The sequence below is a fragment of the Streptomyces pseudogriseolus genome, assembly GCA_002154585.1.
GTDB lineage: Bacteria > Actinomycetota > Actinomycetes > Streptomycetales > Streptomycetaceae > Streptomyces > Streptomyces pseudogriseolus.
Genome location: MUNG01000052.1, coordinates 1 through 16110 on the forward strand (window position 1 = coordinate 1; position 16110 = coordinate 16110).

General features: G+C 72.3%; 17 protein-coding genes. 6 read left to right on the forward strand and 11 right to left on the reverse strand.

Features of this window, described 5'->3' with window-relative positions:
* Positions 1-375: 375 nt before the first annotated feature.
* On the forward strand, positions 376-582 hold the full coding sequence (locus tag CCN29_RS06425) for a hypothetical protein (RefSeq protein ID WP_006129659.1): 207 nt from the start codon (positions 376-378) through the stop codon (positions 580-582).
* A gap of 15 nt (positions 583-597) precedes the next feature.
* On the opposite strand, the gene CCN29_RS06430 is transcribed toward CCN29_RS06425, so the two are convergent.
* The 3 genes from CCN29_RS06430 to CCN29_RS06440 all read right to left on the reverse strand — a co-directional run bounded on the left by CCN29_RS06430 (position 598) and on the right by CCN29_RS06440 (position 3791).
* Positions 598-1185, reverse strand: a complete 588-nt coding sequence (locus CCN29_RS06430; RefSeq protein ID WP_006129658.1) for a TetR/AcrR family transcriptional regulator — start codon at positions 1183-1185, stop codon at positions 598-600.
* A 25-nt stretch (positions 1186-1210) separates the two neighbouring features.
* Positions 1211-2221: an aldo/keto reductase gene (locus tag CCN29_RS06435; protein WP_031062815.1), complete on the reverse strand. Its 1011-nt coding sequence runs from the start codon at positions 2219-2221 to the stop codon at positions 1211-1213.
* A gap of 187 nt (positions 2222-2408) precedes the next feature.
* The gene (locus CCN29_RS06440) at positions 2409-3791 is read right to left on the reverse strand and encodes a glycine--tRNA ligase (protein WP_006129656.1); all 1383 of its coding nucleotides are present in this window, start codon (positions 3789-3791) and stop codon (positions 2409-2411) included.
* A gap of 172 nt (positions 3792-3963) precedes the next feature.
* On the opposite strand from CCN29_RS06440, the gene CCN29_RS06445 reads away from it, so the two are divergent.
* The 4 genes from CCN29_RS06445 to CCN29_RS06460 all read left to right on the forward strand — a co-directional run bounded on the left by CCN29_RS06445 (position 3964) and on the right by CCN29_RS06460 (position 7149).
* Positions 3964-4965, forward strand: coding sequence for a metal ABC transporter substrate-binding protein (locus CCN29_RS06445; protein WP_086680487.1), 1002 nt, complete (start codon positions 3964-3966; stop codon positions 4963-4965).
* Positions 4966-4994: 29 nt separating this feature from the next.
* Positions 4995-5765 carry a metal ABC transporter ATP-binding protein gene (locus CCN29_RS06450; RefSeq protein ID WP_006129654.1) on the forward strand — a complete coding sequence of 257 codons (771 nt, stop codon included), beginning with the start codon at positions 4995-4997 and terminating at the stop codon, positions 5763-5765.
* Positions 5765-6667: a metal ABC transporter permease gene (locus tag CCN29_RS06455; RefSeq protein WP_031062809.1), complete on the forward strand. Its 903-nt coding sequence runs from the start codon at positions 5765-5767 to the stop codon at positions 6665-6667. The genes CCN29_RS06450 and CCN29_RS06455 overlap by 1 nt, the downstream gene beginning before the upstream one ends.
* 62 nt (positions 6668-6729) lie before the next feature.
* Complete coding sequence (locus CCN29_RS06460; RefSeq protein ID WP_006129652.1) at positions 6730-7149, forward strand: Fur family transcriptional regulator; 420 nt, start codon at positions 6730-6732, stop codon at positions 7147-7149.
* 222 nt (positions 7150-7371) lie between these two features.
* Here the strand turns inward: CCN29_RS06460 and CCN29_RS06465 are convergent, their stop codons facing one another.
* Genes CCN29_RS06465 through CCN29_RS06475 form a run of 3 tightly spaced genes read right to left on the reverse strand, consistent with a single transcriptional unit; the run spans position 7372 to position 9225 of the window.
* Positions 7372-8205, reverse strand: coding sequence for an isoprenyl transferase (locus tag CCN29_RS06465; RefSeq protein WP_006129651.1), 834 nt, complete (start codon positions 8203-8205; stop codon positions 7372-7374).
* Between the two features lie 33 nt (positions 8206-8238).
* Positions 8239-8988 (reverse strand): DNA repair protein RecO, encoded by a 750-nt coding sequence (gene recO, locus CCN29_RS06470; RefSeq protein ID WP_006129650.1) that lies wholly within the window; start codon positions 8986-8988, stop codon positions 8239-8241.
* A 21-nt stretch (positions 8989-9009) separates the two neighbouring features.
* Positions 9010-9225 (reverse strand): hypothetical protein, encoded by a 216-nt coding sequence (locus tag CCN29_RS06475; protein WP_006129649.1) that lies wholly within the window; start codon positions 9223-9225, stop codon positions 9010-9012.
* A 603-nt stretch (positions 9226-9828) separates the two neighbouring features.
* Here CCN29_RS06475 and CCN29_RS06480 point away from each other — a divergent pair.
* Positions 9829-10080 carry a hypothetical protein gene (locus tag CCN29_RS06480; protein ID WP_006129648.1) on the forward strand — a complete coding sequence of 84 codons (252 nt, stop codon included), beginning with the start codon at positions 9829-9831 and terminating at the stop codon, positions 10078-10080.
* A 53-nt stretch (positions 10081-10133) separates the two neighbouring features.
* Here the strand turns inward: CCN29_RS06480 and CCN29_RS06485 are convergent, their stop codons facing one another.
* The 5 genes from CCN29_RS06485 to CCN29_RS06505 all read right to left on the reverse strand — a co-directional run.
* Positions 10134-11297, reverse strand: coding sequence for a hypothetical protein (locus tag CCN29_RS06485; RefSeq protein ID WP_006129647.1), 1164 nt, complete (start codon positions 11295-11297; stop codon positions 10134-10136).
* Positions 11298-11382: 85 nt separating this feature from the next.
* Complete coding sequence (locus CCN29_RS06490) at positions 11383-12420, reverse strand: SCO2521 family protein (protein ID WP_031018840.1); 1038 nt, start codon at positions 12418-12420, stop codon at positions 11383-11385.
* Position 12421: 1 nt separating this feature from the next.
* Entirely contained in the window at positions 12422-13384 is a 963-nt protein-coding gene (locus CCN29_RS06495) for an SCO2522 family protein (RefSeq protein WP_006129645.1), read from the reverse strand.
* Positions 13381-14298, reverse strand: coding sequence for an SCO2523 family variant P-loop protein (locus CCN29_RS06500; RefSeq protein WP_031018842.1), 918 nt, complete (start codon positions 14296-14298; stop codon positions 13381-13383). The genes CCN29_RS06495 and CCN29_RS06500 overlap by 4 nt, the downstream gene beginning before the upstream one ends.
* A 3-nt stretch (positions 14299-14301) precedes the next feature.
* Positions 14302-16110 (reverse strand): SCO2524 family protein (locus tag CCN29_RS06505; protein WP_086680489.1); only part of this gene is annotated, 1809 nt, incomplete at its 5' end.

Below are 16110 nucleotides of genomic sequence, written 5' to 3' on the forward strand. Positions count from 1 at the left end.
CCGCGCCCCTGGGTGTCCGGCCGCCCGGGTTTTTCCAGGTCGCGCGTCCTGACTCCCGTTCGCGCAGTTCCCCGCGCCCCTGAAGGGCGCTTCCGCGCCGCTGCGGGCAGTCGTGCCTCCCCCAGTGCCTTGAGGGCCTGGGAGGTACCCCCAGGGCGATGGGGGTACCTCCCGCTCGAGCGAAGCCGAGAGTGGGGGAGGGTGGGCGCAGCGGCAACCACGACGGTGGGCCACCGTGCCCCGCTCCCTGAGCGACACCTGGCGTGACTTACGCGGACCCCCGCCTGTTGATGTTGCTTTTGCTGCACACTCCTTCTCGTCCCCCGACAGGGACACGAGCACGGCGACATCCATCCGCCGACCGCCGGAGGCAGCATGCCCCAGATCGACTCGAGCAAGGTCAGCCGCTGGGACCTGCACGGACGTGAGCACACCGTGCGGGTCCGGCGCACCGGGGTGCAGCGGACGATCCGATGTGACACCTGCGGCTGGCGCCGGGGCGCCCAGTTCCTGCCGTGGCTGAAGGCGCAGGAGCATCTGGAGCAGGCGCACCAGGCGACCGTGGACCCGACCGCGGCCTGACAGAGCCGCGCGGGGTCAGGCCCGCAGCCCTCGCAGCAGCAGGCTCACGGCCGCCTCGAAGTCGGCGTCCGCCTCCGGGGTGTCCCACTCCCCCGCGTGGACGGGGTCGTGGAAGCGGCCGGTGGCCTGGAACACGGCGCGGGCGCTGACTCCGGGGTCGTCGCTGCGGAAGAGCCCCGAGGCCACCCCGTCGGCGACGATCCGCGTCAGCTGCTCGGTCAGCTCGTCGATGTGCTCGGCGACCGCCCCGACCTGCTCGCCGGCCAGCACGCTGTAGGTGGCGAACAGTTCCGGGTCGTCGCCCGCCTTGCGCCGCTTGGCGGTGAAGAGGGCGGCGAGCCAGTCGCGCAGCCGGGTCTCGGCGTCCCGGGACGCGTCGCCGGCGATCCCGTCCAGCGCCTCGGACGTACGGTCGAGCCACCGCTTGGTGACCGCCTCGCGCAGCGCCGCCTTGGTGCGGAAGTGCCGGTAGACGCTGCCGTGGCTGACGCCGAGGGCGCGGGCCACGTCCACCACGGTGGCCTTCGCCGGGCCGTGCCGGCGCAGCACCTCCTCGGTCGCCTCCAGGATGCGCTCGGCGGTCAGGGTCTCGGTCGCTGCCATGCCTAGACCGTACCCGGCGCCGGAATCACTCCTTGGTGCCGAGGTGGGCCATCATCGGCTCCGGGTAGCGGGCGCCCGCGGCCGCGCCGGGCGGCACCGCCCGCTCGATCGCCGCGAGGTCGTCCGCGTCCAGCGTGACGTCCAGCGCGCCCAGCGACTCCGAAAGCCGCTCCCGGGTGCGGGCGCCGACCAGCGGCACGATGTCCTCGCCGCGCGACAGCACCCAGGCGACGGCGATCTGGGCGACCGTGACGCCCTTGCGCTCCGCGATCTCCCGCAGGGCGTCGACGAGGCTCAGGTTGTGCCGGAGGTTGTCGCCCTGGAAGCGGGGCGAGTGGGCGCGGAAGTCGTCCGCGGACAGCTGCCGGTCGGCGGTGAAGTGGCCGGAGATCAGGCCGCGCGCGAGCACTCCGTACGCCGTGACGGAGATGCCCAGTTCACGGGTGGTGGGCAGGATCTGGTCCTCTACGGCGCGGGAGATCAGCGAGTACTCGATCTGGAGGTCGGAGATCGGCGCGGTGGCGGCGGCCCGCCGGATGGCGTCGGCGCCGACCTCGCTGAGGCCGATGTGCCGGACGTGGCCCTTCTCCACGAGCTCCGCGATGGCGCCGACGGTCTCCTCGATCGGCACGTTGGGGTCGGCGCGGGAGATGCGGTAGACGTCGATGTGGTCGACGCCCAGCCGCTGGAGGGAGTACGCGGCGAAGTTCCGCACGGCGGCCGGGCGGCCGTCGGTCGGGCCCCAGCCGCCGTCCGGGTCGCGCAGGGCGCCGAACTTGACGCTGGTGAGGGCCTGTTCGCGCAGGGCGGCGGGGGCGGTGCGCAGCGCCTCGCCGATCAGCAGCTCGTTGTGGCCCATGCCGTAGAAGTCGCCGGTGTCGAGCAGGGTGACGCCGGCGTCCAGGGCGGCGTGGATCGTGGCGATCGCCTCGGTCCGGTCAGCCGAGCCGTACAGCGCGGACATGCCCATGCAGCCGAGCCCCAGGGCGGACACCTGGGGGCCGGTCTTTCCGAGAGGTCGTGTGTGCATCGTCATGCCTCCACGATGCCATGACGAATGACAGATTTCAATATCTGTCATTCCTATAGCTGTCACCCGACCGAGGGCCGCACCCACCCGCGGAGCCGGACCCGGAGCCAAGCCCCGGCCCGGAGCCGGAAACGCGCGAACGCCGGGCCCCGGAGATCCGGGACCCGGCGTTCGCGCCGGTCGAGAAGAGCGGTCAGCAGCCGACCAGGCGGGCGGCCAGGTAGCCCTCGATCTGGTCGAGGGAGACCCGCTCCTGCTTCATGGTGTCGCGCTCGCGCACGGTCACCGCGTTGTCGTCCAGGGTGTCGAAGTCGACGGTCACGCAGAACGGCGTGCCGATCTCGTCCTGGCGGCGGTATCGGCGGCCGATCGCGCCGGCGTCGTCGAACTCGATGTTCCAGTTCTGCCGCAGCGTCTGGGCGAGACCCTTGGCCTTCGGGGACAGCTCCGGGTTGCGGGACAGCGGCAGCACCGCGACCTTCACCGGCGCGAGGCGGTGGTCGAGCCGCAGCACGGTCCGCTTCTCCATCTTGCCCTTGGCGTTGGGCGCCTCGTCCTCGACGTAGGCGTCGAGCAGGAAGGCGAGCATCGCCCGGCCGACACCGGCCGCCGGCTCGATGACGTACGGCGTCCAGCGCTCGCCGGCCTCCTGGTCGAAGTAGGAGAGGTCCTGGCCGGAGGCCTTGGAGTGCGCACCGAGGTCGTAGTCGGTGCGGTTGGCGACGCCCTCCAGCTCGCCCCACTCGCTGCCGCCGAACTGGAAGCGGTACTCGATGTCAGCGGTGCGCTTGGAGTAGTGGGAGAGCTTCTCCTTCGGGTGCTCGTACCACCGCATGTTCTCCTCGCGCAGGCCCAGGCCGGTGTACCAGTTCCAGCGCTGCTCCATCCAGTACTCCTGCCACTTCTCGTCCTCGCCCGGCTTGACGAAGAACTCCATCTCCATCTGCTCGAACTCGCGGGTGCGGAAGATGAAGTTGCCGGGCGTGATCTCGTTGCGGAAGGACTTGCCCATCTGCGCGATGCCGAACGGCGGCTTGCGGCGCGACGTGGTCTGCACCTGGGCGAAGTTGGTGAAGATGCCCTGGGCGGTCTCGGGGCGCAGGTAGGCGATGGAGCCGGAGTCCTGCGTGGGGCCGAGGTGGGTGGAGAGCAGACCCGAGAACTGCTTGGGCTCGGTGAAGGTGCCCTTGTTGCCGCAGTTGGGGCAGTTGAGGTCGGCGAGGCCGTTCTCGGGGGCGTGCCCCTTCTTCTCCTCGTACGCCTCTTCCAGGTGGTCCGCGCGGAACCGCTTGTGGCAGGAGGTGCACTCGGTCAGCGGGTCCGTGAAGGTGGCGACGTGACCGGAGGCGACCCACACCTCCGGGGCCAGGATCACGGACGAGTCGATGCCGACCACGTCCTCGCGCGAGGTGACCATGTAGCGCCACCACTGGCGCTTCAGGTTCTCCTTGAGCTCGACACCCAGCGGTCCGTAGTCCCAGGCGGCCTTCGTGCCGCCGTAGATCTCACTACTGGGGAATACGAAGCCACGGCGCTTGCTCAGGCTGACGATGGTGTCGATCTTGTCGGCGGCCACGGTGCTCTCTTCATTACGACGACGGGCGACGAAGCGGAGATGCTTCCAGCGAATGCCTCAGGTTACCGGCGGGGGCGGCCCCTCGACCAAATCGGTCCCCCCGAGCGGGCCTCCGGGGGGCCACCGGGAGGTTTGTTGACAACGGTTTCCATCTTCGTTGAAAATGACTGTCATGAACGTACGACGACGTCACATATCCGCGGTCGCGCTCACGGCCGTCACCGCCCTCGGGCTCGGCACCCTCACCGCCTGCTCGTCCGACAGCGCCGCCGCGGGGAACACCGACAGGTTCGACGTCGTCGCGTCGTTCTACCCGATGGCCTTCCTCGCCGAGCGAATCGGCGGGGAGCACGTCCACGTCACCAGTCTCACCCAGCCCGGCCAGGAGCCGCACGACCTGGAGATCAGCGCCCGTCAGATGGGGGAGCTCGAGGAGGCCGACGCGGCCCTCTACCTCAAGGGCCTCCAGCCCGCCGTCGACAAGGCCGTCGGCCTGGCCGAGGGTCCCACGAAGATCGACGCGGCCGAGCTGACCACGCTGGAGACGCACGGCACCGAGGCAGGCGGGCACGAGGACGAGCACGGCGACGAGCACGCCCACGAGGACGAGCACGCGCACGAGGACGAACACGGCCACGACCACGACCACGAGGGTGCCGATCCCCACGTCTGGCTCGACCCGGTCAAGTACGCCGAGGTCGCCGAAGGGGTCGGCAAGGCCTTCCAGAAGGCCGACCCGGACCACGCCGCCGACTACCGCGCCAACACCGCGGCCCTGGTGAAGGACCTCAAGGCGCTCGATGGCAGGTTCCGCACCGGCCTCGCGAACCGCACGAGCGACGTCTTCGTCACCACCCACGCCGCCTTCGGCTACCTCGCCGAGCGCTACGGTCTGACCGAGGAGGCCATCAGCGGCCTGGACCCGGAGTCCGAGCCCAGCGGGGCGCGCATGAAGGAGCTTCAGAAGATCGCGAAGGCCGACGGGGTCACCACCGTCTTCTACGAGACACTGGTCAGCGACCGGACCGCGAAGACGCTCGCCGCCGACGTGGGCCTGAAGACCGACGTCCTCGACCCGGTCGAGGGCATCACCGACCACTCCCGCGGCGAGGACTACCTTCAGGTGATGGACGCCAACCTCACGGCCCTGCGCACCGCCCTGGGCGCCCGGTGAACCCCGACGACCCGACACCGGAGGACGGCATGACCGCCGAACCCGTCATCACCCTGCGGGGGGTGCGGGCCGAGCTGGGCTCGCGCCCCGTGCTGCGCGGCATCGACCTCACCGTGCGCCGCGGCGAGGTCGTCGCCCTGCTCGGCGCCAACGGCTCGGGCAAGTCCACCGCCGTGCGCTCCGTGATCGGTCAGGTGCCGGTCACCGCCGGGGAGATCGAACTGTTCGGCACCCCGCAGCGCCGGTTCCGCGACTGGGCGCGGGTGGGCTACGTCCCGCAGCGCACCACGGCCGCCGGCGGGGTGCCCGCCACTGTCACCGAGATCGTCTCCGCGGGCCGGCTCGCCCGCACCCGTTTCGGCCTGTTCCGCAAGGCCGACCGGGAGGCGGTCCGGCGGGCCCTGGAACTGGTCGGCATGGCGGACCGCGCCGACGACTCCGCCGACGCCCTCTCCGGCGGCCAGCACCAGCGGGTCCTGATCGCCCGCGCGCTGGCCGCCGAGCCGGACCTGCTGATCATGGACGAGCCGATGGCGGGTGTGGACCTGGCGAGCCAGGAGGTCCTCGCCGACACGCTGCGGACGCAGGTGGAGCGGGGCACCACGGTCCTCCTCGTGCTCCACGAACTGGGCCCGCTGGAGCCCCTGATCGACCGCGCGGTCGTGCTCCGCGACGGCTGCGTGCTGCACGACGGCCCGCCCCCGAAGGCGGTCGGCCAGCACGCCCTGCCCGGCCACGACCATGTACACCCGCACGCACCGGCGGACGCCGGACCGATCCGCACGGGACTGCTGAGCTGATGGAACTCCTCGACTACGCCTTCATGCAGCGGGCGCTGCTCGCCGCCGTCCTGGTCGGTGTCACCGCCCCCGCCATCGGCGTCTACCTCGTCCAGCGCCGCCAGGCGCTCATGGGCGACGGCATCGGGCATGTCGCGATGACCGGCGTGGGCCTCGGCTTCCTGCTGTCCTGGTCCCCGGTGTGGATGGCGGCCCTGATCTCCGTCCTCGGTGCCGTCCTCATGGAACTGGTCCGCTGGTACGCCAGGACCCGCGGCGACATCGCCCTCGCCATGCTCTTCTACGGCGGCATGGCCGGCGGCGTGATGTTCACCAGCCTCGCCCCCGGCGGCTCCACGTCGAACCTGTCCACGTACCTCTTCGGCTCCCTGACCACGGTCTCCCCGTCCGACGTGACCGCGATCTGCGTGCTGGCCGCGTTCGTGGTGCTGGTCACCGTGGGCCTGCGGCGGCAGCTCTTCGCGGTCAGCCAGGACGAGGAGTTCGCGCGCGTGACGGGCCTGCCGGTGCGGTTCCTGAACCTGCTCACCGCGGTCACCGCCGCCGTCACGGTGTCCGTGGCGATGCGCGTGGTGGGCCTGCTGCTGGTCAGCGCGCTCATGGTGGTGCCGGTCGCGGCGGCCCAGCAGCTCACCCGGAGTTTCGCCGCCACGTTCGCCGTCGCCGTCGCGATCGGCGTCAGCGTGGCCGTCGGCGGCACCGTCACGTCGTACTACCAGGACGTCCCGCCCGGTGCGACGATCGTGCTGCTGACCATCGGCGCCTTCCTCCTGCTGACCGCCCTGGCCGCCCCGCTGGCCCGGCGCCGCGCCCGGGCCGCGGCCGCCGCACGGCCTGGCCCCGACCCGGCGGAGTGCTCGATTCCGGCCAGTCGTCCGGCGGACGGCAAGGTCGGCGTCTGACCGGCCGGGACCCGGACTGGCACAATGGCCCGGGCAGCAGCCAGATGTGAGGAGGCATTCCGGTGACGACCGCAGGACCGCCCGTGAAGGGCCGCGCCACCCGGCAGCGTGCCGCCGTGGCGGCTTGCCTTCAGGAGGTCGACGAGTTCCGCAGCGCGCAGGAACTGCACGACATGCTCAAGCACAAGGGCGACTCGGTCGGGCTCACCACGGTCTACCGCACGCTTCAGTCCCTCGCCGACGCCGGTGAGGTCGACGTCCTGCGCACCGCCGACGGCGAGTCCGTCTACCGCCGCTGCTCCACCGGCGACCATCACCACCACCTGGTGTGCCGCAGCTGCGGCAAGGCGGTGGAGGTGGAGGGCCCGGCGGTGGAGAAGTGGGCCGAGGCCATCGCGGCCGAGCACGGCTACGTCAACGTGGCCCACACGGTGGAGATCTTCGGCACCTGCGCGGACTGCGCGGGCTGCCCGGACGCCTGATTCCCGGGACGCGCGAGGGCTTTCAGCCTTGTGCGCCCGCGCCCTCGCGCCGCACTCCGGCGCCGATCGCGCGGCCCGCCACGAACGCCGCGGCGGGCCGCGCCACCGGCACGTCCCCTCCCCGCCGGCCCGAACGACAGGAACAGGGGCCGCCGCCCTCCGCCGGCAGCGGCCGTCCGACACGCGGCCGAAGACCACGCCCGGCGCAGGCGCCGTTCGGGCTCAGGCCTGGCGGCCCTCCATCGCCAGCAGCTCCTCGTTCGGGATCGCCCCGCCGAACCGCCGGTCGCGCGAGGCGAATTCCAGGCACGCCCGCCACAGGTCACGCCGGTCGAAGTCCGGCCACAGCACGTCCTGGAACACCATCTCGGCGTACGCGCTCTGCCACAGCAGGTAGTTGGAGGTGCGCTGCTCGCCGCTCGGCCGCAGGAACAGGTCCACGTCCGGCATGTCCGGGTAGTACATGTACCGCTGGAGCGTCTTCTCGTTGACCTTCGACGGGTCCAGCCGGCCCGCCTTCACGTCCTCGGCGAGCGCCTGCGCGGCGTCGGCGATCTCCGCGCGGCCGCCGTAGTTCATGCAGAAGTACAGCGTCAGCCGGTCGTTGTCCTTGGTCTGCTCCTGGGCGACCTGGAGCTCCTTGGCGACGGACTTCCACAGCTTGGGCATACGGCCCACCCAGCGGACCCGGATGCCCAGCTCGTCGAGCTGGTCGCGGGTCTTGCGGATGAAGTCCCGGTTGAAGTTCATCAGGAAGCGCACCTCGTCCGGCGACCGCTTCCAGTTCTCGGTGGAGAAGGCGTACAGCGAGATCGCGCCCACGCCCATCTCGATGCCGCCCTGGAGCACGTCCAGCACCCGCTCGGCGCCGACCTTGTGCCCCTCGGTGCGCGGCAGGCCCCGCTCCTTCGCCCAGCGCCCGTTGCCGTCCATGACGATCGCCACATGCTTGGGAACCAGTTCCCCGGGGATCTTCGGGGGCCGCGCGCCGGAGGGGTGCGGTTCCGGGGTCGTGTACTCCCGGCGCTGCCGCCCCAGGAATCCGCGTACGGCCATGTGTCTCTCGTCTCCTCGTGCTGACGGGCGTTCTTACTGCTTCTCGACGTACCGGAGCGAGCGCAGCCCGCGCTCCAGATGCCAGTGGAGGTAGGCGGACACCAGCCCGCTCCCCTCCCGGACGTACCGTGCCTCGCACGCGTCCGCGGTGTCCCAGTCTCCCGTAAGCAGCGCGCCCAGGAGTTCCAGGGCCTGCGGGGAGGGTACGACGCTGCCGGGGACGCGGCAGTCGGCGCACACGGTTCCGCCGGACGCGACCGAGAAGAACCGGTTCGGTCCGGGCATGCCGCACTTCGCGCAGTCCGTGAAGCTGGGCGCGTAGCCGTTGACCGCGAGGGAGCGCAGCAGGAACGCGTCGAGCACCAGGTGCGGGGCGTGCTCGCCGCGGGCGAGGGTGCGCAGCCCGCCGACCAGCAGCAGGTACTGCTGCACGGCCGGCTCGCCCTCGTGGTCGGTGAACCGCTCGGCGGTCTCCAGCATGGCCGTGCCGGCGGTGTAGCGCGCGTAGTCGGTGACGATGCCGCCGCCGTACGGGGCGATCGTCTCGCTCTGCGTGCACAGCGGCAGGCCGCGCCCGACCAGCTCGCTGCCCTTCGAGAAGAACTGCACGTCCACGTGCGAGAAGGGTTCGAGGCGTGCGCCGAACTTCGACTTGGTCCGGCGCACGCCTCGCGCCACCGCGCGTACCCGCCCGTGCCCGCGGGTGAGCAGGGTGATGATCCGGTCCGCCTCACCCAGCTTCTGGGTGCGCAGCACGATGCCGTCGTCGCGGAACAGACTCATGGCAGCCATTGTCGCGCACGTTCACGGCACCTCCCCCCGGCTCCGTGCATTGGCGTACGAGGTGGCCGCGCGCAGCCGCTCCTCGGGGGTCGCGTGCCGCACGGCCAGGGGGTCGGCGTCCCACTCCCGGCCGCCGCCGAACGGTCTCAGCTGGACGTAGGGCCCCTCGTGCCCCATGACGACGCCGATCCGCTCGGTCCTGGTGTCCACGACGTACGCTCCGACGGGCGGCTTCACCGCGCCACCGCCGCCGGCCGCACGGCCCCGGCGGAATCCCCCTGCCCTGTTGTCCCGGACGCCTCCCGCACGTGACGTTCCGGTTCCGCTCCCGGAAGCGACGTCACGGCCTGTGCGAGTGGGGTCCGCATGTCGTTCACCACGTCCTCCGATTCTCCGGCGCGCTACGCCGGGTGTTTGTGCCGAGACCGTGATTCCCTTCCCTTTCCGATTTCACGCTTCACTCCACGCGCCTGCCTCCAGGTGTCTAGACTTGCGGAGTTTCCGCAGGTACGGGCGGGGGTGAGGGGCCGGTTTCCGCTGCGCCTGAATGCGGGCGGCAAGCGGATGTGCGAGCGAGCGCGGTGAACATTCGACGCGGCATGCCGTTCTTCGCCGAAGGAATTACGGCAAATGGGCCGCCGCCTTTTCCAACATTTCCGCAGCGGCGCCGGAACGGGCGGAACGAGGCGGACGCGGCCGTTCCGAGAACAGCGTGGGGACGCGACCCGACGATATGCCGATGACGCCGAAGGCGTGACGTTTCCGCACCGGTGCAACCGGGGCGCGCACCGTCGCTCTCCTTCCCCTCGGAACCGACACTCCTTCGGTGAGGAGAGCGACATGACCGCGACCGCCTTCGAGTACGGCCCGAACCCCTCGGACAGCGACTACCTGCTGGCCCCGCCCGACCCGGCCACCCGTGTCGGCTCCCCGATCGACCCGCGCGACCGGCGCCGCCTCGAACTGCACGCCGCCCTGACCGCCGCGGGCATCCCGCCGCGCCCCGAGGACCGTGAGGCCATCGAAAGCCTCAGCGCCCTGTCCGCCGGCATCAACACCACCATCCAGCGCTGGCTCCAGCACACCCTGTGACCGGCGGGAGGCCGGCGTGACCCGGCGGGACGTCGGCGTGACCCGCCCGGACGTCAGCCCCGGTCGACCATCCAGGTGCCGTCCTCCTCGTCGTCGACGCGGACCTCCAGCTCGCGCAGGCTCATGCCGGCGTCCCACAGCTCACGGAAGCGCTTCATCCGGTCGTGCACATGGTCCTGACGGGCGATCAGCCGGGTGCGGATGTTGACGTCGCGCAGGTCCTGGTCGATCTCGAAGGACACCGCCTCGTCGTACACGATGAAGTCGTTGGTGGTGCCGCGCAGCAGATGCGGGGGCAGCTCCGGCAGGACGGCCACGCGCACCTCGATGTGCAGCACCTGCTGCTCCTCGCACAGCCGCAGCAGCCGGTCGTCCAGCTCCCGCGCGCTCTCCAGCAGGAACAGCCGGCGCACCGGGACGCCCTGCTCGATCGCCTCCGCCTGGGCGTGCAGGTAACGGCTGGCGGGCTCGCTGTTCCAGAACGTCCGGTCGACGGAGGTGCTGGTGGCGCAGATCGACTTCTCCGCGGCCCGGGTGAGGGTGAGCATCCAGTCGTGGTTCTCGCCCGGGCACTCCGCGGTGAGGGTGGTGAGGTCGCTCAGATGCCCGATCACCCGCTGCATCTCCAGCCGGACGAAGGTGGAGAGGATCGGCAGGCCGGGTGAGAGGACGTCCGCGAAGTTGGCGGCCAGGTCGGACACGGACTCGATGCGCACCAGGGGCTGTGCCGGCGGTTCGGGCTCGGCCGGGCGGGGCGGGGGCACCAGCCGCGTCTCGACCAGCTGCTTCATGTCCTCGGTGTGCCGGGTCAGCCCGTGCTGGAGTTCGTCGTAGCGCCGTAAGCCGCCGCGCACGGTGGCGGCGGTCTCGGCCAGCAGGCTCTCGGCGCGCCGGGCCCGCTCCTCGGCCGCCCGGTCGGGGACCAGCACGAGGTGCTGGACGGCGACGGCGGCCACGGCGCACAGGGCGGCGGCGCCGAGCTGCCGTGCCGCGCCGTCCTCCGGGCTGAGCAGCGCGGCCACGCCCCAGGCGAGGAGTCCGGCGACCAGACCCACCAGCAGCCTGCGCCGCCACGGGACGGGGTCGGGGCGTTCGGCCGCGGGTGTGTCCGGGGCGGCGGGCGTCTCCGGCGTCCGGTCCGCGAGGTCTTCGGGTGTGCCCACCGCGCCCGGCGGGCCGGCCGTGTCGTCGGGCTGAGGTGTCTGTGCCGTGCTCATCTCGCTTCTCCCCCCGTTGGGAAACACGTCGGTTCGGGATGCGGAATGTGCCTGAGGGCGCGTTGGGCGCGCGCTGGGGGCGCGTTCAGGGCGCGGGCTCCACCTCCCGGTGCACGGGCGGGATCGCGTGCAGGGTGAGCTGGTCGCGGACGCGCTGCACCAGGGCGAGCCACTGCCGGGTGAACCCGGGCCGCTCCTCCAGCGCCTCCCACAGCGGGGCCAGCTCCCCGGACACGCGGGCCCGGGGCATCCACAGGTGCAGCAGATGGTCGACGGCCGGCCGCAACGCCCGCACCACCGGCGGGAGTCCGCCGTCCGGCGCGGTACGGGGCCAGGAGCCGGGCGCGGCGGGCCCGAGGCGGATGCCGTCGAGGACGCGGACCAGGGTGGTCAGCAGCCAGTCGTGCAGGGCCAGGTCGTCGCAGAGCCCGGCCAGGTCGGCGGCGGGGACGTCCTCCGGGACCCGCAGCCGTACGGTGCGCAGGTCGTCCTCGGCGAGGGTGAACCGCTCCAGGGACGGCGCCTCGCCCGCCGGCACGGTCAGCGCCACCCAGCGCAGCCGGGTCTGCCGGGACCTGAGCGGCGGCCGCTGGTCGAGCAGCGGGTGCCGCAGCAGCCGGGTGAGCAGTCCTCCCGCGATCAGCCCCACGTCCAGGTCGCCGTGGCGTCCGCCGTCGAGCAGTCCGGCGGCGACCGCGTCGGAGGGCAGTTTCCCCAGCGGCTCGACCAGTCCGGGCCGCACCAGGTAGTCGCCCCAGGGGCGGCGGTGGTCGGGGCCGGAGGCCGGGACGGTGAAGTACGCCGAGGTCTGGAGCACGCGCCCCTCGGTGAGCGCGGCCCGCGCGGCGACCGTGCCGACGGCGCGGACGCGGGCGCCGTTGGCGCTGGGCAGGGGGCAGTCGACGCCGGTGAGGGTGTCCGGGGAGCGCCCGTAGAGGTTGGGGCGCTCGGACACCAGGACCCGCTCGTCGGCGCGCAGCCGCAGCAGCTGGGCGGCGGCCCGGCTGTCGAGGGCCTGCCCTGCGGGCAGCAGGCAGGTGCGGACCTCGCCGCAGGTCAGCACGGTGCGCGGCGCGGCGGCGTCCTGCCGTGCGCCGGGGGCTGCCCCGGTCGTGGCCGGCATCTCAGGTCTCCTCGCAGAAGACGTAGGAGACGCGGTCGGCGACCGGACCGGGGACGGGCACGCCCTCGTGCGCGGAGCGCTCGGCGACCTGGCGCAGGGCGTCCCGGTCCACGTCGGTCTGGTCGAGGACGACCCGTACGGCGTGCTCGACGGGCAGGAAGCGGCCGGGCAGCACCGAGCAGGTGCGGTAGGCGGCGAACGGGTCGGCCCGCGGGTTGAGCCGCACCAGCGGCGGCAGGTCGTCCCACTCGTCGGGGAACGCGCCGGTGTGCGGCTGCGGATCGAAGACGGCCTCGCCCTGGTGGCGCAGCAGCCCGAGCCGGGCGAGCTGCCACACGGCGGCCAGGAAGGGGCAGGACCACAGGCGTTCGCCGTCGGGCGTCTCGTTCCACAGCTCGACGTCGAGGAACACGGAGTGGCGGCGGGCGGCGGTCTCGCGGGGCGGCTCCCAGGCGGCGGCCTTCCGCATCGCCTGGGGGGCGCGGGCGGTGGGGCTGCGCACGCCGTTGGCCAGCCAGCCGGTCTGCGCGGCGGGCGGGCGGTGGCCGTGGCTGCCGGGCGGCGGTTCCTCGACGATCCGCCCGGCCACCGCCTCCGCGACGGGCACCTTCCCGCTGACGGCGCAGCCGGACTCGCGGGCCAGGTAGTCGACGGCCAGCCCGGCGTGCTCGGCCTCCGCGAGCAGCATCGGCACGACCTCGGCGGGGCTCGCGAAGCGGGTGAAGTAGTCGTCGATCAGGAAGCAGGTGCTGACACGGGCGCGCCGCCCGCCGGCCCGGTCGGCGGCGAAGGCTCGGGCGGCCTCCGCCCAGGGCCGGACCCGGGCGAAGTGCCGGCGCAGATGCTCCGGCCCGGCCTCGAAGTCCTCCATGTACAGGTGTCCCAGCTCGAGGGAGAGGTGGGACAGGGGGACCGCCTGGGTGCGCGGTTCGGCGGTGGTCTCACGGAACACCGCTTCGGTCATGGGAGCCCCCAGTGCGCATCGTCGGTGAGCCGCCGGGCGATCTCCTCCAGCGACTCCAGCGTCTCCTTGTTGGCGATCTGGGTGGCGAGGACGTCCTCCTCGGTGATCAGCTGCTCCCGCCACTGGAGGATCGGCTCCAGCGGCACGGTGCCGAGGACCACGCTGTCACCGATGTGCTGGTCGGAGGCGAGCCGGCGGAGCGCCCTGTTGCAGGACTGCATCCAGGCCGCCTGGGCGGGCGAGCCCTGCGCCCACATGGCCGACTCCGGGTCGGGCACGGCGGCCCGCACGAAGCGGATGTTGCCCTGGAGGGTCTCCTCGTCGTGCCCGCGGTCGGCTCCGCTGCGGAGGATGCCGTTCTCCTTGTGGACGAGTCCCGCGGCGGCGATGACGTGCTGCCGGGTCCAGCGGTGGAACACCAGCCAGCGGTAGGCGACATGGCGCATCCGCGGGTGTGCGGTGGCGGCGAGGACCAGGTCGACGGCGTAGCTGCGGCCGGCGCTGAGGTCCACCATGACCAGGTCGAACTCGCTGTTGAGCCGCAGCAGCAGGTCGATGCAGCGCTCGAGGGCCTCCTCGCCGGTGGCGAACTCGCCGCCGCCCGCGTCGCCGGGGTAGAGGACGAGCCGCCCGGACTGGTTCTGCCGGGCGCGCAGCACCGGGTGCTCGGTCTGCCGCCAGATGTCGATGCTGGCCGGTTCGGTGACCTCGCCCTCCAGGTAGGAGTGCAGGCCCCGCTCCTCGGTGCCGCGCAGGGCGCTGGGCACGTCGAACACGGCGGCGGCGGTGGGCGAGCCGAAGTCGAAGTCGACGTAGGCGACGTGGTCGCCGGTGAGGGCGCGCTGGTAGGCCAGGTTGGCGCTGGTGACCGAGCGGCCCGTGCCTCCCTTGTCGGAGGCCGCGAAGACGAGCACGGCTCAGCCCTCCTGCGCGGCGGCGTCCCGGGCCTGGGCCAGGGTGTCGAGTTCCCGCAGGACGGGCAGGGCGAGCGCGAAGGCGGTGGCGGGCCGCTCGTCTACCAGGCCGCGGGCGTGGTCGAGGCGGTTCTCTATGCTCCGCATCGCGCGGGCGCGGCTGCCGTCGTCGCCGGTGGACGCCTCCAGCTGCTCCCTGCCGAACAGGTGGGTGGCCTCGCTGAGCAGGTCCCGGGCCAGGTCGGCCAGTTCGGGGCTGCGGATGGGCTCCTGCTCGTAGAGGTTGCGGGCGGCGACCAGGCACTCGGTGACGCGTTCGGTGACGCTCCAGGACATGCGGCGGTTGACGCCCTTGGCGTCCGGGAAGACCGTGCGCACGTCGTCCCAGAGTCCGGCGCCGTGGCCGTCCTCGATCCTGCGGCTCCACAGGTGCTCGAAGGTCTGCTCGGCGAGGCGCAGCAGCCGGTCCTGCGCCTCGATGTTCCGGGACAGCTCGGCGAGCTGCACGGTCCGCTTGAGCAGCTGGGCGGAGAAGTCGGTCATCCGCCACTGGAGCAGCGACCCGGAGCGCTCGGACCCGGCGAGCGGCATCAGCACGCCCGGGTCGTGCAGCCGGACGACGGGGTCGTTCCTGGTCATGCGGCTGGTGACGCGGCCGCGGTCGGCGAGCCGCTCCATGATGGAGACGGTGCGGGTCAGGTCGTCGTCGGTGGCGCGGCGGCGCACCAGGTCGTGGACGAGGATGGCCGCGACGGTGAGGGAGAAGTACTCGGACTCCAGGCGCAGTCCGGTGGTCTGCCAGGGCAGGTCCTCCAGGGGCCAGCGCTCGCTGCCGAAGCGGGCGACGGCCGACCAGTACTGCTGGCTGAGCTCCCAGCGCAGCCGCAGCGCCTCGGCGAGTTTCTGCTGGTCGGCGTCGAGCAGGCCGAGGGTGAGGGTGCGCTCGGAGAACAGGTCCTGGATGCCGTCGAGGGCGACGACGGTGAAGTACACGTACGGCAGCCGGTCGGCGATGCCGTCGGGCTGGCCGGGCACCTGGGTGTCCAGGTCGGTGACCTTGGGGGCGTCCTTGACGACGCCCCAGGCCCAGCCGCACTCGAAGAGCTGGCTCTCGTCGCGGATGGACTCGTCGACCTGGATGCCGCGGCTGAGGCTCTCGATGATGGTGGCGCGCAGCGGCCGGAAGCGGCGGGCGAACTGCTGGAGGACGGCCCGGTCGGAGTGCCGGTTCTGGCCGATGACCTGGATCAGCCGCCGGCCCTGCTCGGACTCGGCGTCGAAGACGTTGACGGTGAAGGAGCGCAGCAGGCTGATCATGGCGGCGGTGAGCCGCGTGTTGGTGGCCTCGCGCAGTTCGCCGAGGGCCCGGCGCACTTCGGGGCGGGTGGTGGAGTTCTCGTAGACCTTGAGGAAGCCGAGGGTCGCCAGGCAGAGCGTGACGGACATCGAGTAGGAGTCGACGACGCCTAACTTGCCCTGCTCGTAGGTGAGGTCGGCGTTCGGGTCGACGGGCTTGAAGTACGGGCCGCCGGCGAAGGTGGGGGCGTCGTCGGGGCCGGTGTGGGTGCGCATGAACTGGGTCAGCGCGGTGATCAGGTTCGGCGGGATCTCCAGCCGGCTGCCGACGCGCTCCAGCGCCTGGAGCACGTCCCGCTCGGTGGTGTCGGGCTGGTCCAGGCGGAACGCGGGGATCTCGGTGGCGGGGTACAGCAGGCAGAGCAGCCGCTCGGCGTCCGCGACACTGCTCAGCCCGTCGGTGTCCCCCCACACGAGCTTGCCGTCGTCGAACGAGTGGCGGGCCGCGGCCCGCCA

What these genes read in the sequence shown, in the direction of transcription:
- CCN29_RS06430 (WP_006129658.1), bottom strand. Translation starts at nt 1,185, where the DNA reads ATGGCAGCGACCGAGACCCTGACCGCCGAGCGCATCCTGGAGGCGACC.
- CCN29_RS06435 (WP_031062815.1), bottom strand. Translation starts at nt 2,221, where the DNA reads ATGACGATGCACACACGACCTCTCGGAAAGACCGGCCCCCAGGTGTCC.
- CCN29_RS06450 (WP_006129654.1), top strand. Translation starts at nt 4,995, where the DNA reads ATGACCGCCGAACCCGTCATCACCCTGCGGGGGGTGCGGGCCGAGCTG.
- CCN29_RS06490 (WP_031018840.1), bottom strand. Translation starts at nt 12,420, where the DNA reads ATGCCGGCCACGACCGGGGCAGCCCCCGGCGCACGGCAGGACGCCGCC.
- CCN29_RS06485 (WP_006129647.1), bottom strand. Translation starts at nt 11,297, where the DNA reads ATGAGCACGGCACAGACACCTCAGCCCGACGACACGGCCGGCCCGCCG.
- recO (WP_006129650.1), bottom strand. Translation starts at nt 8,988, where the DNA reads ATGAGTCTGTTCCGCGACGACGGCATCGTGCTGCGCACCCAGAAGCTG.
- CCN29_RS06445 (WP_086680487.1), top strand. Translation starts at nt 3,964, where the DNA reads ATGAACGTACGACGACGTCACATATCCGCGGTCGCGCTCACGGCCGTC.
- CCN29_RS06495 (WP_006129645.1), bottom strand. Translation starts at nt 13,384, where the DNA reads ATGACCGAAGCGGTGTTCCGTGAGACCACCGCCGAACCGCGCACCCAG.
- CCN29_RS06465 (WP_006129651.1), bottom strand. Translation starts at nt 8,205, where the DNA reads ATGGCCGTACGCGGATTCCTGGGGCGGCAGCGCCGGGAGTACACGACC.
- CCN29_RS06455 (WP_031062809.1), top strand. Translation starts at nt 5,765, where the DNA reads ATGGAACTCCTCGACTACGCCTTCATGCAGCGGGCGCTGCTCGCCGCC.
- CCN29_RS06425 (WP_006129659.1), top strand. Translation starts at nt 376, where the DNA reads ATGCCCCAGATCGACTCGAGCAAGGTCAGCCGCTGGGACCTGCACGGA.
- CCN29_RS06480 (WP_006129648.1), top strand. Translation starts at nt 9,829, where the DNA reads ATGACCGCGACCGCCTTCGAGTACGGCCCGAACCCCTCGGACAGCGAC.